The organism is Paraburkholderia sp. BCC1886 (genome assembly GCF_900996245.1).
In the GTDB taxonomy this organism is placed as follows: domain Bacteria; phylum Pseudomonadota; class Gammaproteobacteria; order Burkholderiales; family Burkholderiaceae; genus Paraburkholderia.
Genome location: NZ_CAAJGK010000041.1, coordinates 47,735 through 69,687, shown reverse-complemented (window position 1 = coordinate 69,687; position 21,953 = coordinate 47,735). Strand labels below are relative to the sequence as shown.

Annotated in this window: 21 protein-coding genes; 13 read left to right on the top strand and 8 right to left on the bottom strand. The window is 64.3% G+C overall.

What is annotated here, in order from left to right; all coding sequences use genetic code 11:
• Nucleotides 1-161: 161 nt before the first annotated feature.
• From FQ746_RS10155 to FQ746_RS10095, 13 genes are all read left to right on the top strand, one after another.
• A complete protein-coding gene (locus FQ746_RS10155; RefSeq protein WP_144109037.1) occupies nucleotides 162-821 on the top strand; it encodes an NADPH-dependent FMN reductase in 660 nt (219 codons plus the stop codon).
• Nucleotides 822-1,271: 450 nt separating this feature from the next.
• Nucleotides 1,272-1,487, top strand: a complete 216-nt coding sequence (locus FQ746_RS10150) for a transcriptional regulator (protein ID WP_144109035.1) — start codon at nucleotides 1,272-1,274, stop codon at nucleotides 1,485-1,487.
• A 101-nt stretch (nucleotides 1,488-1,588) separates the two neighbouring features.
• Nucleotides 1,589-3,043 carry an indoleacetamide hydrolase gene (gene iaaH / locus FQ746_RS10145; RefSeq protein ID WP_144109033.1) on the top strand — a complete coding sequence of 485 codons (1,455 nt, stop codon included), beginning with the start codon at nucleotides 1,589-1,591 and terminating at the stop codon, nucleotides 3,041-3,043.
• A gap of 34 nt (nucleotides 3,044-3,077) precedes the next feature.
• Nucleotides 3,078-3,854: a CDP-diacylglycerol diphosphatase gene (locus FQ746_RS10140; protein WP_144109031.1), complete on the top strand. Its 777-nt coding sequence runs from the start codon at nucleotides 3,078-3,080 to the stop codon at nucleotides 3,852-3,854.
• Nucleotides 3,855-4,018: 164 nt separating this feature from the next.
• Nucleotides 4,019-5,017, top strand: coding sequence for a fatty acid desaturase (locus FQ746_RS10135; protein WP_144109029.1), 999 nt, complete (start codon nucleotides 4,019-4,021; stop codon nucleotides 5,015-5,017).
• Nucleotides 5,018-5,187: 170 nt separating this feature from the next.
• Nucleotides 5,188-5,853 (top strand): amino acid ABC transporter permease, encoded by a 666-nt coding sequence (locus FQ746_RS10130; RefSeq protein ID WP_144109027.1) that lies wholly within the window; start codon nucleotides 5,188-5,190, stop codon nucleotides 5,851-5,853.
• Entirely contained in the window at nucleotides 5,850-6,497 is a 648-nt protein-coding gene (locus tag FQ746_RS10125; protein WP_144109025.1) for an amino acid ABC transporter permease, read from the top strand. The genes FQ746_RS10130 and FQ746_RS10125 overlap by 4 nt, the downstream gene beginning before the upstream one ends.
• Nucleotides 6,498-6,530: 33 nt before the next feature.
• Nucleotides 6,531-7,340, top strand: coding sequence for a transporter substrate-binding domain-containing protein (locus tag FQ746_RS10120; protein ID WP_186310687.1), 810 nt, complete (start codon nucleotides 6,531-6,533; stop codon nucleotides 7,338-7,340).
• Nucleotides 7,341-7,399: 59 nt separating this feature from the next.
• Nucleotides 7,400-8,194 carry an amino acid ABC transporter ATP-binding protein gene (locus tag FQ746_RS10115; protein ID WP_144109021.1) on the top strand — a complete coding sequence of 265 codons (795 nt, stop codon included), beginning with the start codon at nucleotides 7,400-7,402 and terminating at the stop codon, nucleotides 8,192-8,194.
• Nucleotides 8,191-9,531 (top strand): LLM class flavin-dependent oxidoreductase, encoded by a 1,341-nt coding sequence (locus tag FQ746_RS10110; protein WP_313955569.1) that lies wholly within the window; start codon nucleotides 8,191-8,193, stop codon nucleotides 9,529-9,531. Before FQ746_RS10115 ends, FQ746_RS10110 begins: the two co-directional genes overlap by 4 nt.
• Entirely contained in the window at nucleotides 9,528-10,328 is an 801-nt protein-coding gene (locus FQ746_RS10105) for an HpcH/HpaI aldolase family protein (protein ID WP_144109019.1), read from the top strand. Before FQ746_RS10110 ends, FQ746_RS10105 begins: the two co-directional genes overlap by 4 nt.
• A complete protein-coding gene (locus FQ746_RS10100) occupies nucleotides 10,325-11,662 on the top strand; it encodes an LLM class flavin-dependent oxidoreductase (RefSeq protein ID WP_144109017.1) in 1,338 nt (445 codons plus the stop codon). The genes FQ746_RS10105 and FQ746_RS10100 overlap by 4 nt, the downstream gene beginning before the upstream one ends.
• Nucleotides 11,663-11,808: 146 nt before the next feature.
• Nucleotides 11,809-12,915, top strand: coding sequence for a porin (locus FQ746_RS10095; RefSeq protein ID WP_144109015.1), 1,107 nt, complete (start codon nucleotides 11,809-11,811; stop codon nucleotides 12,913-12,915).
• A 69-nt stretch (nucleotides 12,916-12,984) separates the two neighbouring features.
• Here FQ746_RS10095 and FQ746_RS10090 read toward each other — a convergent pair whose 3' ends face one another.
• The 8 genes from FQ746_RS10090 to FQ746_RS10055 form a co-directional block, all read right to left on the bottom strand.
• A complete protein-coding gene (locus FQ746_RS10090; RefSeq protein ID WP_144109013.1) occupies nucleotides 12,985-14,328 on the bottom strand; it encodes an NtaA/DmoA family FMN-dependent monooxygenase in 1,344 nt (447 codons plus the stop codon).
• A 59-nt stretch (nucleotides 14,329-14,387) separates the two neighbouring features.
• The gene (locus FQ746_RS10085; RefSeq protein WP_144109011.1) at nucleotides 14,388-15,638 is read right to left on the bottom strand and encodes an acyl-CoA dehydrogenase family protein; all 1,251 of its coding nucleotides are present in this window, start codon (nucleotides 15,636-15,638) and stop codon (nucleotides 14,388-14,390) included.
• A gap of 66 nt (nucleotides 15,639-15,704) precedes the next feature.
• The gene (locus tag FQ746_RS10080; protein ID WP_144109009.1) at nucleotides 15,705-17,072 is read right to left on the bottom strand and encodes an LLM class flavin-dependent oxidoreductase; all 1,368 of its coding nucleotides are present in this window, start codon (nucleotides 17,070-17,072) and stop codon (nucleotides 15,705-15,707) included.
• The gene (locus FQ746_RS10075) at nucleotides 17,069-18,136 is read right to left on the bottom strand and encodes an ABC transporter substrate-binding protein (RefSeq protein ID WP_186310686.1); all 1,068 of its coding nucleotides are present in this window, start codon (nucleotides 18,134-18,136) and stop codon (nucleotides 17,069-17,071) included. The genes FQ746_RS10080 and FQ746_RS10075 overlap by 4 nt, the downstream gene beginning before the upstream one ends.
• A 44-nt stretch (nucleotides 18,137-18,180) precedes the next feature.
• Complete coding sequence (locus FQ746_RS10070) at nucleotides 18,181-19,059, bottom strand: ABC transporter permease (RefSeq protein WP_144109005.1); 879 nt, start codon at nucleotides 19,057-19,059, stop codon at nucleotides 18,181-18,183.
• On the bottom strand, nucleotides 19,056-19,952 hold the full coding sequence (locus FQ746_RS10065; RefSeq protein ID WP_186310685.1) for an ABC transporter permease: 897 nt from the start codon (nucleotides 19,950-19,952) through the stop codon (nucleotides 19,056-19,058). The genes FQ746_RS10070 and FQ746_RS10065 overlap by 4 nt, the downstream gene beginning before the upstream one ends.
• A 14-nt stretch (nucleotides 19,953-19,966) precedes the next feature.
• Entirely contained in the window at nucleotides 19,967-21,061 is a 1,095-nt protein-coding gene (locus FQ746_RS10060) for an ABC transporter ATP-binding protein (protein WP_144109001.1), read from the bottom strand.
• A gap of 8 nt (nucleotides 21,062-21,069) precedes the next feature.
• The gene (locus tag FQ746_RS10055; protein WP_144108999.1) at nucleotides 21,070-21,825 is read right to left on the bottom strand and encodes an SDR family NAD(P)-dependent oxidoreductase; all 756 of its coding nucleotides are present in this window, start codon (nucleotides 21,823-21,825) and stop codon (nucleotides 21,070-21,072) included.
• Between the last annotated feature and the right edge of the window lie 128 nt (nucleotides 21,826-21,953).

Sequence of the window (21,953 nt, the reverse complement as noted above, 5' to 3'; positions counted from 1 at the left end):
ACGCAGCGATTACGCTGCCTGGTTATATCGTTAGAACGAAAAGTCGCTTCGTGCGAGCCGCGCCGGTCATTAAGATGACACTTCAAAGTCCGGTTCGCCCCGGTCGGTCTGCGCGCAGCCCCGCGCCAGCACACCGTGAGCCGCTACCGAAGGAGCATCTCTTGACCAGTTTCGATCACCAACGCCGCCCGCTCGTCATCGGTATTGGCGGCACGACCCGCGCTGCCTCGTCGACGGAGCGCGCACTCAGTTTCGCGCTGCGCGGCGCGCAAGCCGCCGGCGCCAACACCCGCCTGTTCGGCGGCACGTTTTTGCATAGCCTGCCCCACTACGCGCCCGAAAGCACCACCCGCACGGATGAACAGCTCGAACTGATCGAAGCGGTCCGGCAAGCGGATGCGTTGATCATTGCGACGCCCGGCTATCACGGCGGCGTGTCGGGTCTCGTGAAAAACGCGCTCGATACGCTCGAAGAACTGCGTGCCGACGAGCGTCCGTATCTGGATGGCCGCGCGGTCGGCTGCATCGTCACGGCTTACGGCTGGCAGGCGGCGGGCTCCGTGCTGACGTCGTTGCGCTCCATCGTCCACGCACTGCGCGGCTGGCCGACGCCGTTCGGCGCCGGCATCAATACGCTGGAAACACGTTTCGAAAGCGCGGATACCTGTTCGGACCCGAAGGTCGTCGATCAACTCGCGACGGTCGGCCAGCAAGCCGCGCAATTCTCGCTGGCGTTCGCGGCGCATCGCGCGAACACGGCGGCCGCACTCGGCGATCCGCTGAACGAAGCCCGAGGCGAGCGCCTGCTGCAAACGGTTTGAACCACTGCCAGTAGCAGGCGCACAGGAAGGTCGTGGACTCGTTCCACGACCTCGCTACGGTCGAAGCTGCATCTGCACCTATACCTACGCCTCAGCAGCACGTCTCAGCAGCACGTCAAAAGGGCAAGCGGCTCCCGCTCCTTCAGCCCGCCACTTCCCCAACCCCGAACACAAACACCTCCCCACGTCCACAGCCCCACGCTTCGCGCCCACATCGCGTGCCGATCCGAACGTGCGTCACATAACAGACCGCACACCGACAACGTCCGATAGTGAGTCCGACAGCAACCGCCGGCGGCCCTGCATTTTCTGAAAACCGTTCCCGCCTCGTAGTGGTTTGCTTACGACGAAAGATTGGTTCACCCGTTGCGCGGCGCGTCCTACGCTTGACCCTGCCCGCAATCAGACGCAGTTCCTTCGCAATGCACGCGGGCACACACTGTCAAGACCATGAATTCACACATCCGCTACAAAGGCTACGAGGTTGCACCCGCCGCTCAACAGTTGCCTAACGGCCTGTTCGCCGCGAACCTGACCATCGAGAATGCCAGACACAGCCAGGGCCGCTCGTACTCGTTCGACGCGCTCGATTATTTCTTCGAGGAAGAACACGCGCTGGCCTATGCGTTCCGCTGGGGACGCATGTGGATCGACCAGCAGCAGTAGAAGCCGAACTCCCGGCAGGCTCCGCGTGAGGTCGAAGCCAAACGCGAGGCCCTGGCGCTTGTGCCAGAATGGGCGACCCCAAAGGTCAGGAGACGCCGCCCATGAGCTGGACTGTCGATGAACAACTCGCGCTGGACGCCACCCAGGCCGTCGCCGCGATCCAGTCGGGCCGGCTCAATGCCACCGACTACGTCGCCACGCTGCTCGCCCGCGCCGCGGCACTTTCCAGTCTCAATGCGCTGACCGTCATCGATCTCGACGGCGCACTCGCTGCCGCGCGGCGCATCGACGCATTGCCTGCCGCAGAAAAAGCACGGTTGCCGCTGGCCGGCTTGCCGATCGTCGTCAAGGACAACATCAATACCGTCGGCCTGCAAACCTCGGCCGGCACACCGGCGCTAGCCGGCTTCGTGCCGACGACGACCGCGCCTTCGGTGCAACGTCTGATCGACGCGGGAGCGGTCGTGCTGGGCAAAGCCAATATGCACGAACTGGCCTTCGGCATTACCAGCACCAACCTCGCCACGCATGCCGGTCCCGTGCGCAATCCCTACGACCCCATGCGCATTCCCGGCGGTTCGTCCGGCGGCACCGCGGCTGCGATTGCCGCGCGCATCGCACCGGCGGGACTCGGCACCGATACCGGCGGATCGACGCGCATTCCGGCCGCGCTTAGCGGCATCGCAGGATTTCGCCCATCGGTCGGCAATGGTGCGGCCGAGCGTCGCTATCACGACCCGGACGCCGTGGTGCCGATCAGCCACACGCGCGACACCGTCGGACCAATGGCACGCACGGTGGCCGATATCGCGCTGCTCGACGGCGTGATTACCGGCGCGGGCGCGCTGCCGTCCGTCACGCTGAACGGTTTGCGGATCGGTCTGCCGGCATCGCTTTGGGAAGGACTCGAGCGGCAGGTGGAAGACGTAGCGCGCGCCGCGCTGGCGCAACTCGAAGCCGCGGGCGTCGAGTTCGTCCCGGTCGCGATGCCCGACCTTGAACAGTTGAGCAGCATGGTGGGCGGCCCTTTGGCCATCCACGAACCGCGCGCCGACGTGCTCGCGTGGCTCACGACCAATCACGCGCCGGTTGCGAGCGTCGCCGAGATAGCCGCGCGCATCGCGAGCCCGGACGTGCGCGCCATTTACGACGGCGTGCTCGCCGACGCGCTCGGCGCTCATTACGATGCGGCGCTGAACGTATGGCGTCCGCGCTTGCAGCAATACGTGGCCGGCACTTTCGCGGATCTGCAACTCGACGCGCTGCTGTTTCCAACCACGCGCCTCGCTGCGACGCTGATCGACGAGGTGTATGGCTCGGGCACGGTGTCGATCGACGGCGCGGCTCCCATCGACACCATGGACGCGTTTCTGCGCAATACCGACCCGGCCAGCACGGCAGGCATTCCCGGCCTTTCGCTGGCAGCGGGCATGACGGCGAGCGGCTTGCCGGTCGGCCTGGAACTGGACGGCCCGCTCGGCTCGGACCGCCGCCTGCTCGCCATTGGCATTGCGTTTGAACAAATACTCGGCGTATTGCCGGCGCCGCTGCTTTGACATCGACCCAGACCTATAAAACACTTAAGCGCCAATGAGAAAGTTACCGATCAATGCGAGCGTACGCGCTACGGCTGCCTTCGCCGCCGCGTGCGCCCTCGTCCTCAGCGTCACCGCTTGCGCGCGCCTTGCCGCTGTCGATTCCAACGCACTCTGGAAGATCGTCGATCTGCGTTGCGTGCCTTCGCAACAGGCGACCGGCACGCCGGGCCAATGCACGGTGGTGAATCTCGAACGACGCTATGTGATCCTGAAAGACATCGTCGGCCGCTCGCAGCATCTGCTGATTCCGACCGATCGCATTACCGGCATAGAGAGCCCGCTCGTGCTGGCACCCAATGCAAAGGATTACTGGGCCGACGCATGGACTTCGCGCGATTACATCGAGAAGGCCGTCAAACGCACATTGCCCGACGACGAACTCGGACTCGAAATCAATTCGCCGTTCCGCCGCTCGCAAAACCAGCTCCATATTCATATGGATTGCATGCGGCGCGATATTAGCGAAGCGCTGGCCCGTCACACCAAAGACACGCCTGATGTCTGGCGGTGGGACACGCTCGCCGGACAACGTTACCGAATCATGCGCGTAAGCTCGATCACGCAGGCGAACGACCCGTTCCGCGTCGTGGCGCGCGACAACAAGGATGCCGCCGCGATGGCGCTGCAGACCATCCTCGTGACCGGTGCGGGCGCCTCGGCCGACCGGGACGGCTGGCTGATCGTGAACAGCAGTCTCGACGCGGATAACGGCAGCGGTACGGCTGAAGGACTCCTCGATCACAAATGCCGCATCGCCGATGAGCAATAAGCAATAAGCAATAACCAATAACCAATAGCCGATAAACAAAGGCCCCGCGCAGGCCCACAGCACCTAAGCACGATTGCGCAGATACATAGCCGAACAAAATAGTTCTGGCGCGGCGCACAGTTACGTAGCATCGGTTCGACTCTGCAATCCTACCGATTCTGCTCATGGCGACCTATCTCGACGACGCGCAACGCCAGGCGCTCGCCGCGCAAGCGAAGACCTGGACCTGGCGCACCCAGTGGCCGACATGGGTACTGATCGTCACGATTTACGCAAGCTGGTTCGGCGTGGCCACGCATGCGCGCGAACTCGGCCTGCCGGTTGCCGTCGCGCTGCTGGCGCTGCTCGGCGCGTGGTACATGTCGCTACAGCACGAACTGTTGCATGGTCACCCCACCCGCTCGCCGTTCGTCAATGCGCTGATCGGTTTTGCGCCGCTGGCGGTATGGTTTCCCTATCGCGTCTACCGCGACTCCCATCTGCAGCATCACGACGATGCGCACCTCACGCAGCCCGAACACGACCCCGAAAGCTACTTCGTCAGCGCGCGACGCTGGCATCGCGCAGGGTGGGCGATACGCGCGCTACTGACGTGGCGCAATACGTTCGTCGGCCGCCTGATAATCGGGCCGGCGTTCTCGCTGGCCGCGACGGCCGTGGAAGCGCTCGGTAGATTCAAACGCGGCGACTGGCGCGATCTGCCCGCGTGGCTTGCGCATGGCGTTGCGCTCGTTGCGTTGACGTGGTGGTTACAGCAGTTTTGCGCGATTCCGGCGTGGGCATTTATCGTAGGCGCGGGTTACGGCGCGCTGTCGCTCGGCTCGATTCGCTCGTTTCAGGAACATCGCGTCGCGGGCTCTCACGAACATCGTACGGTGATCAACGAGGCCGCCTGGTTCTGGCGTTTGCTGTTTCTGAACAACAACTATCACCTGGTTCATCACGATCTGCCTGGCGTGCCGTGGTTCGCTCTCAAAGAAGTCTACGAAGCGTCGCGCAGCGAGTACATCGAACGCTCGGGAGGCTTTCTCGTGAATGGCTACAGCGAATGGCTGAAGCTTCACGCGGTCTCGCCGGTCGCGCATCCGGCACACGGCGAATCATCCGGTTTCGTGGATGACGATCCGCAATCCAGCGTGTCTTTTGCCGATCAATGGCAATAAAAAAAACACAAGATAACGCACACGCCGACTGCTGGATTCGCACTATAAGTGCTGCATGCTTCAAACATTTCATGAGTCATCCCAACATATAAAGTTATCGAATTTCGATGGTTCCGAATGCGAAATGCGTCGCGGATAATCGGCCTCTCTTTTGAAACGGGACCTGATACGTGTACGTGCTTCACTTCGGCGACATTGCGCCTTATCTGCCAGTTCTGGCTCATGCACTCGTCCTCACCATCGAGCTGACTGCTATGGCGACGCTCGGCTCGCTCGGTCTCAGTTATGTGCTGGCGTTCGTGTTGGGCGGCGCGAATCGCTGGCTGAGGCTAACGATCGAGTGGTACGTGCAGATCATTCGCAACACGCCCGTACTGATCCAGATGTTCCTGATCTATTTCGGACTGCCGCTCGCCGGCGTGCGGCTCGATCCGTTCACCGCCGGCGTCATTGCCCTCATCGTCAATAACACGGCCTATATCACGGAAATCCTGCGCGGCGGCATTCAATCCATTCCGCGCGGACAGATCGATGCGGCGCGTATTTCAGGCCTTGGCAGAGGACGTATCTATCTCTCCATCGTGCTGCCGCAAGCCTCGCGCAAAACCTATTCTGCGGTGACCAACCAGTTGATCATCCTGTTCCTCAACACGAGCGTGTGCTCGTATGTCGCGCTGAACGAACTGACCGCCACCGCGATGAGCGTCGCGTCCGATACCTACCGGATGTTCGAAGTCTATCTGCTGATCGCGGCCGTCTACGTCGTGCTGACCTTCGTGCTCGGCGGGTTGTTCCGTCTAGTGGAGCGGCTGCGCCTGAACTGGGAAACACAATGATCCAGAGTTTCGGAGCCGCCGAGGTGTGGCAGTTGATCATCTCGATCAAATGGACGATCGCCCTCTCGCTGCTGACGTTCGCGGCCGGCATCGTCGGCGGCCTGCTGGTCGCCCTCGCGCGCGTCAGCCGTGTACACGCGACACGCGCGATCGCCACGGCCTACGTGCGGCTTTTCCAGGGCACGCCGCTGATGATCCTGCTGCTGCTCGCGTTCTTCGCACCGCCCGCGTTCTTCGGTATCGACGTGAGTCCGTGGACCGCGGCGCCGCTCAGCTTCACGCTGTATGCGAGTGCCGGCGCTGGCGAGATTCTGCGCAGCGCGATTCTCGCGATACCGCGCGGTCAAACCGATGCAGCGCGTCTGCTCGGACTGAATCGCACGCAACGCTGGGTGCACGTCGTCCTGCCGCAAGCGTTGATGACCGCGTTGCCCGCGCTCGTCGGCTTCGCGATCCAGCTGATCAAGGCCACCAGTCTCGCGTCCGCGATCGGCTTCATCGAACTCGCGCATACCGCCGAAATCGTGAACAGCCGCACGTTCCGCCCTTTCACGACGTTCGCGCTGGTCGCCGTCATCTACTTCGCGATGTGCTGGCCCTTGTCGCTCGCCGGCAAACGCATCGAACAACGACGTTTAACTTAATGCCTCCCGAGGCGCCGATTCCGGAGAATTACATTGCAACACTGGCTCAAACGACTCGCGACCGCGGCCACTGCCGCGCTGGCCCTGCTGACCGTTAGCGGTCTGACTCATGCGGCCCAACCTACTTCGCTCGACCAGATCATTTCGCAGAAGAAAATTCGCATCGGCGTGCTCGATAACTGGCCGCCGTATAGCAGCGTGAATGCGAAAGGCGAACTGGAAGGCTACGACGTGGACGTCGCGCGTCTCGCCGGCAAGTATCTGGGCGTGGACGTGGAGTTCGTGCGCCTGTCGTTTCCGAATGCGGTGCCTTATCTGGTCACCAACAAGATCGACGCGATCTTCGCCATGCTGGGCGTGTCGCCCGAGCGTGCCAAACAGATTGCGTATAGCGAGCCGTATTCGAGTATCGACATCTCGTTGATGGCGGCGAAGAAAACCCACGTCGTCAAACCGGAAGATCTGAAAGGCTTGCGCGTCGGCGTTTCGCGCGGCACCTCCGCCGAACGGGCGACGCTCGCGTGGGCGCCGAAAGACACGCAGTATCGCCGCTTCGAATCCGACACGGAGTCGGTGCAGGCATTCGTCTCGGGACAAACCGACACGATCTCGACATCGCGTCTGCTACTCAAGCAGATCAACGCGGCCAACCCCGGCCTGCAGGCCGAAGTGAAAGTGCCGTTGCGCACGCAATTCATGGCCGTCGGCGTACGCCGTGACGATACAGACCTGCTGCGCTGGATCAACACCTTCATCTTCTACGTGAAAGACAACGGCGAACTGGCGGCGCTGCATCAGAAGTGGCTCGAGCGACCGCTACCGGCATTCCCCAGCATCAACTAAACGCACTGACGGCGCGTCACGCGCGCCGGCAGCGTCTCGCGCAAGTCACAGGACTTCACATGTCAAACGATCCATCCGCGCCCGCTCGCGGGGACTACTTACGCCTGTCCGGTGTCGTCAAGACCTATCGCGACGCCACCGTACTCGCCGGTATCGACCTGACGATCGCACCGCGCGAGCGGGTGGTGATCTGCGGACCGTCGGGCTCCGGTAAATCGACACTGATCCGCTGTATCAGCGGGCTCGAAGGATACGACCACGGCGAAATCGTCGTGCTCGGCAAGCCGCTGGCGCCGCATCCGCAACCGGATGCGCGACTCTCAGGTCGGGTCGGTATGGTGTTTCAGAGCTTCAATCTGTTCCCGCACAAAACGATTCTGGAAAACTGCACGCTCGCGCCGCGCCAGGTGCTCGGCCTGTCGCGCGAGGCGGCGCAGGAACGCGCGCTCACGCATTTGCGACGTCTGCATATCGGCGAGCATGCCGCGAAGAAGCCCGCGCAGTTATCGGGCGGTCAGCAGCAGCGTGCCGCGATTGCACGCGCGCTCTGCATGCAGCCCGAGATTCTGCTGTTCGACGAACCAACCTCCGCGCTCGACCCGGAAATGGCCGACGAAGTGCTCGACGCGATGGTCGATCTCGCGGACCTCGGCATCACCATCGTGTGCGTGACGCACGAACTCGCGTTTGCGCGCCGCATTGCCGACCGCGTGATCTTTCTGGACCAGGGCCGGATTGTCGAAGCCGGACCGCCCGAGGTGCTCTTTACGCGGCCGCAAACGCCGCGTCTGCAACGTTTCCTGAGCCGCGTGCCGCAGCGGCAAGCGCCTGCTCCTTCGCTCGAGGTTCAATGATGGCTGACCGCAAGCAGATGCATATCGGCCTGTTCGTGTTTCCGCACGGACATCTGCTCGGCTCGTGGCGTCATCCCGACGCACCGCGCCGTGCTGCCTTCGATTTCCAGCACTTCCGACGCGTCGCGCAGGCAGCCGAAGCGGCGCGGCTCGACATGGTGTTTCTCTCCGATACCGTGGCCGAGCGCGAGAACCAGTCCATCACGCCGCAGGCCACCTCGTTCGAACCCACCACCCTGCTCGCGGCGCTCGCGACCGTCACGCAGAAGATCGGCCTCGTCGCGACGATGAGCAGTTCGTTCAACGAGCCGTACAACGTCGCGCGCCGCTTCGCTTCACTCGACCTGATCAGCAAAGGCCGGATCGGCTGGAATCTGGTCACCACGTCGTACCAGCCCGAAGCGCTGAATTTCAATCGCGACGCGCATTACGCGCATGCGGACCGCTACCGTCGCGCGCATGAATTCGCCGAGGTGGTCAACGGACTCTGGCAAAGCTGGGACGACGAGGCGTTCCTGTTCGACCAGCAGGCGGGCCGCTTCTTCGATCCCGGCAAAGTACGCAGGCTCGACCATGTGGGCGAGCATTTTTCGGTGCGCGGACCGCTGAACGTCGGCCCTTCTCCGCAGGGTCGTCCGGTGATCGTTCAGGCCGGTTCGTCCGAAGCGGGCAAGGAACTCGCGGCGGCGACCGCGGAACTGGTCTTCACCGTGCAATCCGATATCGACGAAGCGCGCGCGTTCTATCGCGATCTGAAGGGCCGCATGGCGCGCTATGGCCGTCATCCCGACGAGCTGAAAATTCTGCCCGGCGTGTCGCCGTTTCTCGGTGCGACGAGCGCAGAAGCGCGGGCGCGTTACGACAGTCTGCTCGAACTCATTCCGGTCCCGCAGGCACTCGCGATGCTGAGCGATCAGCTGGGCGGCTTCGACCTGTCGCCGTTCGATCCGGCGCAACCACTGCCGCCTATTCCACCCAGCAACGCCGGACAGACCCGCCGCGAGAACATTCTGCGCATGGCGCGCGACGGCAACCTGTCGCTTCGGGAGACCGCCGTGCGTCATGCGGTGACTGCCGGTCATCTCCAGGTCGTCGGCACGCCGTCGCAAACCGCGGACACGTTGCAGCACTGGTTCGAAACCGAAGCCTGCGATGGCTTCAACTTCAAACCGCCGGTGCTGCCCGTCGACGCCGACGCGTTCTATCAAGGCGTGATTCCCGAACTTCAACGCCGCGGTTTGTTCCGCCGCGAGTACGAGGGCAGCACGCTGCGCTCGCACCTGGGCCTCGCCGTTCCACGTACTTCGATCAATGCCTCGCAGGAGTTTTCCCGATGACTACTCACGTCTTTCCGCCAGCCGCTCACGCGACGTTTCGCCAGCGTCTCGTCGAAGCCGGATTGCTCACCGGCACGTTCCTTAAAGCGCCGGTCCCTATCGTCACCGAATGGCTCGGCGCGATCGGCTACGACTTCACCGTGATCGATCAGGAGCACGGCGCGTTCGGTCGCGAAGCCACGGATCTCGCACTACTCGCCGCGCGCGCGTCCGGCATCGCCGCGCTCGTGCGCACACCGACCGACGGCGCGGAGCACATTCTCAGCGCGCTCGACGGCGGCGCTGCGGGGATTCTCGTGCCGCACGTGCAATCCGCCGAGCAGGCCCGCGCGATCGTTGCGGCTGCACGCTACCGGTCGGGACGCGGCTTCGCGCTGTCCACCCGCGCCGCGGGCTACGGCCAGGTGCCGGCGCGCGAACACGTCGAGCAAGCCGACTCGCAAACCGCGGTGATCGTTCAGATCGAAGACCTGCAAGGACTCGAACACGCCGATGCGATTGCGTCGGTGGACGGCATCGATGCGATTTTCATCGGCCGGGGCGATCTTTCGAATGCGCTCGGCGTGGCGAGCCCGAACGATCCGCTGGTGCTGCAGGCGAGCGCGCGGATCGGCGCCGCGGCGAAGCGGCATGGCAAGGCGCTCAGCGCGTTCATCGCCAATCCCGCCGAAGCACCGGCGCTCGCGCAATTCGGCGTGAGCGCTTTCCTGCTCGGCACGGATCAGGCGCTGCTGCAGCAAGGCGCGCAACTGGCCGCACGCGGCCTGCGCGAAGTGTTGAAAGGCGAACTGTCATGAGCGCGACTCGCACCATGCGCCTCGGCGCCTTTCTGTATGCCACCGGTCATCACATCGCCGCGTGGCGCCATCCGTCGGCGCAGGCCGACAGCGGCTTCGACATCGATCACTACATTCGCGTCGCGCAGAGCTGCGAGCGCGCCGGCTTCGATCTGCTGTTTCTCGAAGACGGCTCGGGCGTGCGCGAAGCCGATCTGAACATTGCCAGCCACAGCGCGCGCGCCGCCCATTTCGAACCGGTCAGTCTGCTCGCCGCGCTGGCGGTGCAGACCTCGCGTATCGGCCTGGTCGGCACGGTGTCGACGAGTTACCACGAGCCGTATCACGTGGCGCGCACCATCGCGTCGCTCGATCATCTGAGCGGCGGGCGCGCCGGGTGGAATCTGGTGACCTCGCAATCCGATCTGGAAGCGCAGAACTTCGGTCTGACGGGCCAGCGTTTGCACGCCGATCGCTATGCGCGCGCCGAAGAGTTCGTCGAAGTCGTACAGGCGCTGTGGGACAGCTACGACGACGACGCGATCGTCGAGGACTGCGAAAACGCCCGCTATTACGACGAGGCGCGCTTGCGGCGCATCTCGCACAAAGGCGCGCATTTCTCGGTGCGCGGCCCGCTCAACGTGATCCGCACGCCCCAGGGTCACCCGGTGATCGTTCAGGCGGGCGCGTCGGAGTCGGGACTCACGCTCGCTTCGCGTAGCGCCGACGTGGTGTTTGCCGCTGCGCAAACGCTCGAAGAAGGACAGCGCTATTACCGCGACCTGAAGCGCCGCGTGCGCGAGGCCGGGCGGCGTCCCGAAGACCTCCTCGTGATGCCGGGCATCTTCGCCGTAGCCGGCACGAGCCGGGCAGAGGCAGAAGAGCGGTTCGAGCAACTGCAGGAACTGATCGACCCCGAAGTCGGCGTGCGCCTGCTGTTCCAGCATCTCGGCGTGGCGGTTCCGGCGAATCTGGCGCTCGACGAACCGTTGCCCGCCAACCTGCTCCAGACCAACGGCAACAGGAGCCGCCAGCAGCTTCTACTCGATCTCGCCGCGCGCGAGCGGCTCACGGTGCGCGAGTTGTATCGCAAGGTAGCGGGCGCGCGCGGGCACTGGCAAGTGGTGGGCACCGCCCAGGACATTGCCGACCAGATGCAGGAGCGCTTCGAACACGAAGCGGCGGACGGCTTCAACATCATGCCGCCGACCTTGCCCGGCGGGCTGGACGACTTCATCGAACGGGTCCTGCCCGAGCTGCAACGACGCGGCCTGTGGCGCCCGCAACAGGGCTCGACGTTGCGCGAGAGTCTCGGCTTGCCACGCCCTGCCCGTAAAAGCGTAAGCGCTGCCTGAACGCCCAGCTTCGCCAACAAAAACATCGATCTGATTGCTCCAGCATTCGCGACGGGCAATCGCTTTGTCATTTCATTAAGGATGACAAATTTAAACCGGAATCATCATCCGATCCACGCAGGATCGAGCACTCCAGGGGAATAGCAATGCAACGAAAAATTATCGCCGCCACCGCTTCCGCTCTTTTGAGCACGATGGCCATCGACGCCCATGCGCAAAGCAGCGTGACGCTCTACGGCATCGTCGACGCCGGTTTCACGTACACCAGCAATCAGGGCGGCAAAACGGGCTGGCAGGCGGTGTCCGGAAACGAAAGCGGCTCGCGCTGGGGCCTGCTCGGCGCGGAAGATCTCGGCGGCGGCACCAAGGCGATCTTCCGGCTCGAGAACGGCTTCAATGTCGAGACGGGTGCGTTGGGCAACGGCGGCGCCGAATTCGGACGTCAGGCGTACGTGGGCCTATCCAACGACCGTTGGGGGACCGTGACGCTGGGTCGCCAGTACAGCAGCGCCAGCGACGCGCTGTGGAACGACCAGCCCGCCGGCATTCCTTCTCTTAGCCAGATTGCCCTGACGGTCTACGACAACAACAACCTGAACAACACTTACCGGATCAACAATTCCGTCAAATACGTGAGCCCGACCGTCGCCGGTTTGACAGCGGGTGCGCAGTACGGCTTTTCGAACGCGCCGGGTCAGTTCGACGCGAACCGCTCGTGGAGCGCGGGGCTCGACTACATCAACGGCGCGTTGCGTCTGGATGCGGGCTATTCGCTGGTCGATCACCCGACGGCCAATACGACGGGCTCGGTCGCGACGTACTACTCGGCTTCGTCGTCGATCATTTCGAACGTGCTGCGCAGCGAAATCTACGGCGCGGGCGGCAGCTACAAGATCGGCGCGGCGACCGCGGCTTTCCTGTACACGCATTCGCGCTTCGATCTGATCGCAGGCGGCAGTCTGCGCTTTGCCAACTACGATGCGAGCTTGCGCTACTTCGTGACGCCGGCGCTGCTGATCTCGGCCGACTACACCTACACGAACCAGCAGAGCACGACGTCGTCGATCACGAACGCGCACTACAACCAGATCGTCGGCGGAGCCCAGTACTTCCTGTCGAAGACGACCGATCTTTATGCCAACGTCGGCCTGCAACGCGCGTCCGGTGCGAAGGCCTGGTTCCAGGGCAGCGCGTCGGCGTCGAGCAGCGGTCAGCAGGTTATCGCGGTAGTGGGATTGCGCAAGAAGTTCTGACGGACTATTGGGCTGGAGAACGAGCGGTCATTCATGCAGCGCATGGATGACCGCTGGAAGAAACCGGCGCTACGCGACCCGAGCCGCCTGCTCCGCCGCACGATACACGCGCAATGGCCCGGCCTGCACGCGCTCGCGCAACGTCTTGTGCGCGTAACCCGGCGGGCGCAGACCGCGTCGGCGCAACTCCGGCACGACCAGATCGGTGAACTCGTCCATGCAGGTCGGCAACGCATGCGTGATGAGAATGAAGCCGTCGCCACCGCCTTCTTCCAGCAAGCTTTGCAACTGGTCCGCCACCTCGGCGGGCGTGCCGACCACGTGCGGGCCCTGACCTGCCGCGAAATGCCGGGCAATCACGGCGAGCGGCGTGTCGGCCGCGAAGTCTTCGGTGATGGTGGCGAGGTGCCCGCGTATCCCGCTCGTGCCGCCGATATCGGGAAACGGTGCGGCGGGATCGTAGCGCGACAGATCGACGTTCAGAAACGCCGACAGCATCGTGAGCCCCGCTTCGACGGTGACGTTGTCGCGAATCGCCTGTTGCTTGCGCAACGCCTCCTCACGCGTCTCGGCGACGATCGGCACGACGCCCCACAGCACTCTCACCGCATCCGGCGCGCGCCCCGCGGCAATCGCTTCATGGCGCACCCTGGCGACGAACTCGCGCATTCCGCGGGTCGAATGACGCAGACCGAAAACGAGCTCCGCATGCCGGCCCGCAAATGCAGCGCCCGTGCCCGACGATCCCGCCTGTGCGATCAGCGGTCGCCCTTGCGGGGAATGCGGCACCGTAAAGCGGCCCTGACTGGAAAAGTACTCGCCCTGAAAGTCGATCTTCGCAATCTTCCCGGGATCGGCGAACTCGCCCGACTCGCGATCGGCGAGCACGGCGTCCGGCGCCCAGCTATCCCACAACGTCTGACACAGCGCGAGATATTCGGCGGCACGCCGGTAGCGCGTATCGTGATCGTCGAGCGGCTGGCCGAACTGACGTCCTTCCTGCTCGCCCGCCGTGGTCACGAGATTCCAGCCGACCCGCCCTTCGGTCAGATGATCGAGCGTCGCGAACGTACGCGCGGTCCAGAACGGCGGCAAAAACGCCGTGCTGAGCGTGGTGACGAATCCCACCGACTGCGTAACGCGCGCCATGATCGGAATCAACGGCAGCGGATCGTGTCGCGGACACTGCACGGCGTAACGCAGCGTATCGTCGCTGCTGCCGCGAAAGGTCTCGTAGATCGAATACGAGTCGGAAAGAAAGATCGTGTCGATGCCGCCACGCTCGGCGGTGCGCGCCACGTGCTCCCAATACTCCGGGCGGTCGTAACGAAGCCCCTGGTAGGAGCGCGGCAGACGCCACTGACCCACCGTATGCGGGGAAGCGGAATGCGACAGGAAATAGGCCAGCAACATGAAAGACGTACTCCGTTACGGTGCGGTTCAATGGGGTAGACCGCAAACCAGACCGCGGCCTAGCGGGTCGATACGTTCGGACGCTCGACGCCCAGCACGTGCCGCGCGACTACGCCCTTCTGCTTGTCGACCGAATCGTGCAAGGTCAGCGTGCGCGCGTTGCGCCAGTGACGGTCGGCGGCGACCCGCCGTGTCGCCGATCGCGCGCCGCCGATCTGGAACAGCCGCGAACCCGCTTCGAGCGAACTGCCGCTCGCATGCACCTTCGCCTGATAGACGGCAATCAGCACCTCGGCGATATCGGCTTCGCCGCGCGTGAACGCATCCATCGCGCGCGCCGCTTCGCCAATCAACGCGCGGCTCGCCGACAGCGCGATCCGCACGTCGGCCACGTGTGCCTGCAAGGCGGGTTCTTCGGCGGCGCGCGCGTAGCCGTTGGTCGGCTTGAGCGTGGTGTGAACGAATTCGAGCGTATCGTCGAGCGCCGCCTCGCCTATCCCCGTCAGAATCGCTGCGAAACCGAGTTGATAGAGCGGCGCGAGTATCGCGGCAGCCGGCACGCTGGCCGGGTTGCCGATGATCCAGCGCGGCTCGACGATGCTCTCTTCGACCACCAGCTTGCCGCTTCCCGTCGCGCGCTGGCCAATGCCGTCCCACGTGTCGTACACCTGCACCGCCGGATGATCGCGCGGCAATAGCACCAGCACCGACTCGGGCGGCTTGCCGCCGTCGTCCTGCACGGTCGAGCATTGGAACAGCGCGTAACCGCAACCGGGCGAGCCGGTGGCGAAGGCTTTTTCCGCTTTCACGCGCCACCGTCCGTCGGCGAGCGGTTCGGCAAACGATTTGAGGTTGGTACGCTTGTTGTCGTACGTAAAGCGCTCGTCGGGCTCGGCCGCCGTGAAGCAGAACGTCTTGCCATGCTTGCGCACGTCGGCCGCGATCTCGTCGAGCAGATCGCTCGCGCCCAGCAGTTCCAGCGTGAACAATGCGCCCGTCTGCACGGTGTAAAGCTGCGCGGTGTTGCTGCAAGCGCGCGCGATGTCGATGACCGCGTTGAAGAAATGCGTGAACGGCAGATCGCGGCCGAAGCCCACTCCGCCGCGCGCGAGCGACAGGCCGGCGCTCAGCAAGCCGGCCTCGTGCAGCGTGCGCAGATTGTCGAACGGGAAACGGGCGTGTTCGTCCACTTCGGCCGCGCGCTGTTTGAGCACGGGCGTGACGCGTTGCAAAGCGGTGCGCAAATGCGCGGCGGCATCGGCGGCAGAACGGTGGACGACGGGAGCCGCGTCGAGAACGGAATCGGTCATGGTTGTGGCCAGAAAAAAGAACTTGAAATGGCGGAAAACTGGCGCGAATCGAGGGACCCGAGCGACTCAAAGCGCGCGATATTGCGCGCCCGGATGCGACGCTTCCAGATACGGACCGCGCCCGGCGAACAGCTTTTCGCGCAAGGTTCCCGGCGCGTATTCCGTGCGATAGCGGCCGCGGTTCTGCAACTCGGGCACCACCAGATCGACGAACCCCTGCAAGGTTTCCGGCACCACGAGACGGCGCAGATTGAAGCCGTCCACCCCCGTTTCGTCCACCCAGGCAATCAGTTGATCGGCGACCTCGCGCGGATCGCCGACGATGAACGGCCCGCGTCCGCCGGTCTGGTCGAAGCGCGTCATGTCGCGCGGCGTAATCGGGCGGCCCGCGCGGCGGGTCAGATTCTCGACGGTCGATTGCAGGGCGTTGCTTTTCACGTACTCGATCGGCTGGTCGAGATCGAGCTTCGAAAAGTCGATGCCCGTCCAGCCGGACAGCAGCGCCAGTTGCCCCTGAACATCGACGTATTGCGCGTATTCGGCCTGCAGGTCGCGCGCCTCGGCTGAGGTCGGCGCAACGATCACGGTCGCGCCGAGATACAGCAGCACGTCATGCGCGCCGCGACCGGCATCGACGGCATGCTGGCGAATATCGCGCGCGGCCTGTGCGACGATGGCCGGCGTCTGTCCTTCCAGAAACACGCACTCGGCATGCTTGCCCGCGAACGCCTTGCCCCGGCCGGACGCGCCCGCCTGATACAACACCGGCGTGCGCTGCGGCGAAGGATCGGCGAGATTGAAACCGTCCACCTGGTAGTACGGTCCGTTGTGGACCACGCGGCGGATCCGCGTCGGATCGGTGTAAGGCTGGCCCGCGCGACGGTCGCGCCGCACTGCGCCTTCGGCCCAGCTGCCTTCCCACAGCTTGTACGCCGCTTCGAGAAAATCCTCGCCGGCCGCATAGCGTGCGTCGTGTTCGCGTGCCTGGGTTTGCCCCATCCCGCGCGCGGTGCTTTCCAGATAACCGGTGACCACGTTCCACCCTGCGCGCCCGCCGGTCAGATGATCGAGCGTCGAGAAGCGCCGCGTGAACTGGTACGGATGCTCGTACGTCAGGTTCGCGGTCACGCCGAAGCCGAGATGCTTCGTTGCGTGCGCCATCGCCGGGACGGTCAGCATGGGATCGTGCGACGGCGCCTGCGAACCCGCGAACAGCGTCGCGTCGACGCCGCCGCCGTACACGTCGTAAATGCCGAACACGTCGGCGAGAAACACGCCGTCGAACAGACCGCGTTCGGCGGTCACGGCCAGATCGACCCAATAGTCGAGACTACGATGCTCGACCGAGCGGTCGCGCGGATGGCGCCACAAACCCGCCCACGAATGCGCGGGCGTGTTCATGTGGAACGCGTTCAGATGGATGTGCTGGCTCATTTCGCTGACGTGATGGTGCGGTTCCAGAGGTCCTGCGCGCGTTCGTGCGCAGCCCAATATTTGTTCCAGTCCGGGTGATAAAGCGTCTTCGCCTGCTGCGGCGTGTAGATCACTTTCTGCGCAAGCACCGGGTCCGCGGCAATGACCGGTTCGAGCAGACGGTTGGTCGGCCCGTAATAGAAGTCGACCGCATTGCCGAGCTGATACAGCGCGCCGTATATCTCGTTGACGAATTGCGCCGCCAGTTCCGGATGCGGCGTGCCCTTCACGATATCGGCGGTGGACGGAAACGCGATGGAGCCTTCTTTCGGCCGCACCGCGCGGGCCGGTTTATACGCGTCCTGCAATGCGTACGCGCGGCCGTCCGCAATCGCCGTCAGCCAGATGTCGCCTGATTTGATCAACTGCTCGGCTTGTTGGGAAGTGGACCAGTAACTGCGTGCATGAATCTTCGCGACCTCGGCCACGGCGCGGTCGAGATTGCCTTCGTCGCCGCCGTTGAGCCGCGAGGTTTCGATCAGCAGCGCGCGGCCGGCCGCGTTCTGCAAAGTCGGCAAGGCGATGTGATCCGCGATGCGCGGATTCCACAGATCTTTCCACGAGGTCGGCGCGGGAATGCCGGCTTGTGCGAACTTGTCGGCGTTATAGACCAGAATGACCGAGACGAAATCGAAGTCCGGCCCGTAGCCTTGCGGGTTTTTCGAATCGTCGAACGCGTAGCGCGCGTTGGGCACTTTCGCGAGATCCAGCTTCTCCAGCACCCCGGCCTTGATCGCCTGTGCGCGTACGTCGCCGTCGAGCAGCACGACGTCGTACGGCACGTTGTGACCGTGCGCGGCCACGACCTTGGTCAGATGATCGATCGACGCGCCGTCGATGAACTGCACTTTCACACCGGTCTTGTTGGTAAAAATATCGCCGGCGTATTTGATCTGCGTCTGCGTGGACTTGCCGCCCCACGACGACACGCGCAACACGATGTCCTTCGGGTCCGTCGTGTCGGCATGCGCGACGCTTGCAGCCACGGCGAAGAGCGCCGTGGCGAGAAATGCAAAGGCTTTCAAATTGACCTCGATATAAAGGGGAAAACGGCTTGCGGCGTCATACATCAACGGCGCGAGACGAGCCGTTCGAGCCGGAAAAAGCGGTTGATCAGCAAGGTGAGCGCGCACCAGAACGCGACGATCAGCGTGCTCAGCGCGGTCACTGCATTGTCGAAGTCGACTTCCATCGCGTTGAACAGCTTGACGGGCAGCGTCGGCGTGCTCGGGTCGCCGAGAAACCACGCGACCACCACGTCGTCGAACGAGAGCACGAACGCGAACAGCATGCCGGCCAGCACGCCGGGCGCGATCAGCGGTGCCGTCACGCGGCGGAATACCTGCCAGGGCGAAGCGCCCAGGTTCTGCGCGGCTTCGTCGAGCGTGCCGTCGTAATGCGCGAAACTGGCGACGACCGCGCGCACCGTCAACGGCAGCGTGAAGACGGTCTGCAGCAGCACGACTGCGGGCGGTGTGCCGACGAGGCCGAGATCGCGCCAGTCGGACACCAGCAGCAGGAATTTGAACCCCGCCACCGCGATGACGATGGTCGGCACGCTCAACGGCGCCACGCAGAGCGCACCCAGCGCCGCGGTGAACGGCGCCCGGCCGCGCACGATCGCGAGCGCCAGCGGCACGCCGAGCAACGTAGACAGCGCCGTCGTGCCGAAGCCGAGTTCGACGCTGTAGCGCAGTGCGTCGTAATACGACGGATCGATCGCGCGATACCAGTGCAGCGTCCAGTCGTCGGGCGGAAACGCGAGCGCACCGCTACGCGAAAACGACGCGCTCACGATGCCGATGAACGGCAGCAGCAGAAACACGGGCACCGCCACGATCAGCGCGCGCAGCAGCCACTTCACCGCGTGCGCGCCGAGCACGCGCAGCGGGCCATGCAGCGCGAGTGCGGTCGTGCCCGAACGCCGGGTCTCGATGCGCGCGCTCATGTGCGCGCTCCGCCGACCCGTACGGCAATCAGCATCGACGCGAGCGCCGCCGCCATGGTGAGAATCGCGGCGGTCGAGCCGATCGGGTAGTTCAGCACGCCGTGAATCTGTTGATCGATGTACAGCGCCATCAGCATCACGCGATTACCGCCGAGAATCGCAGGCGTGACGAGCGCGCTGATCGCACCCATGAACACCATCGCCGCGCCGCCGGCGAGACCCGGCCGGCACATCGGCAACACCACGCGGAAAAAGGCTTGCGTAGGCGTCGCGCCGAGATTGATCGCGGCTTCTTCGAGCGCGGGGTCGATCTTCTGGATCGCGCCCATCAGCATCAGCACCATGAACGGAAACTCGACGTGCGCCATGCCGATCAGCGCGCCCGTGTAGTTGAAAATCCATTGCACCGGTTGGCTCACGAGGCCGGTTTTCAGCAGCACGTGATTGAGCATGCCGTGCTCGCTCAACACCGGAATCCAGCCGAGATTGCGGATGACCGCGCTGATCAGCAGCGGCAGCACGGTGACGAACAGCAGCGGCGTGCGCCAGCGCGAGCGGGTACGCGCAAGAAAATAACTGAATGGAAATCCCGCGATCGCACAGATTGCCGCGGTCGCGGCGCCGAAACCGAGCGTGTCGGCCATGATGCCGAAGTAGTAGCGGTCGGTCAGAAAGCGCACGTAATTGGAGAGCGTCCACGTCGCGTCCACCTGTCCCATGCCGCCGCCCGAATGCAGCGACAACACCAGCAGATAGCCGAGCGGCACCACGAAGAACACCCCGAGAAACGCGAGCCCGGGCGCGAGCAACGCGCCATAGGCCGCGCCGACGCGCAAGCGGACCTGCAAGCCGGAACGGGTCGATGTCGCCACGCCCGTTGCGGTATGAGCCATGGCAGCCTCGTGACTCATGCGGCCACCTCGTCGCGCAGCAGCACCGCGTCTTCGCCATGCCAGCCGAGCGTTACGTGCTCGCCGGCAGACGGTGCCGCGCGGCCGCTGGTTTTCACCAGCAGGCGAGTGTCGCCCCCTGTCGCGACGTCCAGATACCAGCCGTCGCCCGCATACGTCGCGAGTTCGACGCGGCCTTCGATACGGTTCGGCAGATTCGCAGCGAGTTGAATCCGCTCGGGACGCAGCGCGAGCAAAAGCGGTTCGCCGGCGCTCGGCGCGCGCGCGTGATCGAACGCGGCGTCCCAGTGGCGCAACCCATCCGGCGTGCTGACGGGAACGAGACCGGCCCCGGAAGCGCCGGGCGCTACGGCGCCACTCGCCCTCACCTCCAGCAGATTGATCTTGCCGATGAAACTCGCGACATAACGGTTCGCGGGCCGGTCATACAGCGTTTGCGGCGAACCGATCTGGCTGATGCCGCCCGCGCGCATCACGACGATACGATCCGACAGGCTGACCGCTTCCGCCTGATCGTGCGTCACGAAGATCGTCGTGATACCGACCTCGCGCTGAATCCGCTTGATCTCCGCCTGCAATTCCTCGCGCAACTGCTGGTCGAGCGCACCGAGCGGCTCGTCGAGCAGCAACACGCGCGGATTGATGACCAGCGCACGCGCCAACGCGACCCGCTGCTTCTGACCGCCGGACAACTGTTCGGGGTAACGCCCGGCATAGTCGCCGAGCCGTACGCGTTCCAGCGCTTCCGCCACGCGGGCTTTGATTTCGTTCGCACGCAGCTTGCGCACCCGCAAACCGAATGCGAGATTCTGCGCGACCGTCAGATGCGGGAACAACGCGTATTGCTGAAACACCATGCCGGTATCGCGCCGATACGCGGGCACCCGCGTGACGTCTTCGCCGCCGATATGCACGGAGCCCGCGTCGGGCGTCACGAAACCCGCGATCATTCGCAAGCAGGTCGTCTTGCCGCAACCGCTCGGACCGAGCAGCGTGAGAAATTCGCCATCACGGACCGAGAGCGACACCGTATCGACGACCGGCGCGCCGCCATAGCGCTTCACGACACTCTGCAACTGAACGGTTGCCATGACGTGGCCTAACTTGCGTAGCCGGGGCCGCCGCCATCGACCGCGAGCCGCGAGCCGTTGACGAAGCGCGCCGCATCGGAGAGCAGATAGGCCACGGCATCGGCGACATCGCGCGGCTCGCCGGGATGACCGAGCGCCACTTGCGCGTAACTGTCCGCACCTTTTTTGTCGCCGAGGTCGGCCTTCTCGAGTTCGTCGTAACGCGGCGAGCGGATCGGCCCGGGCGCCACCGCGTTCGTTCGAACGCCGAATTGTCCGTAACGGCGGCCGAGTCCCTGCACCAGCAGATCGAGCGCCGCATTGATGCTGGCGCCGGGAAAATGCTGCGGCGGCGGAGCAATACCGCCGCGTCCGCTGATGACGACGATCGAACCGCTACGCTGTTCGATCAGTGTCGGCAACGCGGCGCGTACAAGGCGCACCGTGCCGAGCAGTTTGGCTTCGATCACGCGCGACCAGTCGTCGTCGGCGAGATCGAGGAAATCGCCGAATGCCGCAACGTTAGTGCTCGCCACGACGCCGTCCAGACGCCCGTGGCGGCTCACGATCGTGCGCGCCGCTTCGTCCACCGCGTGCGCATCCGTCACGTCGAGCGGCAGCACGTGCACGTTCGGCGTGCCGGCGAACTGCTCGCTGTTCACCGAGCGCGCGCTGGCCACCACCTGCGCGCCGTGTTCCGCGAGATGGCGCGCCACCGCACCGCCGAGCGCGCCCGATGCGCCCGAGACCCAATAAACCTTGCCTGCGTGTTCCGCTGTCGACATGCCGTCGTTCCGCCGCTTCGTTGAGTCGCCCGCTGGCGGGCGACGTTGTCTGCAAAACTTTGCCGGGCGATCGTCGCGGCAAAGCAACCGGACAAAATCATAAGAGCCATGCGGGACGCACGAAAAGG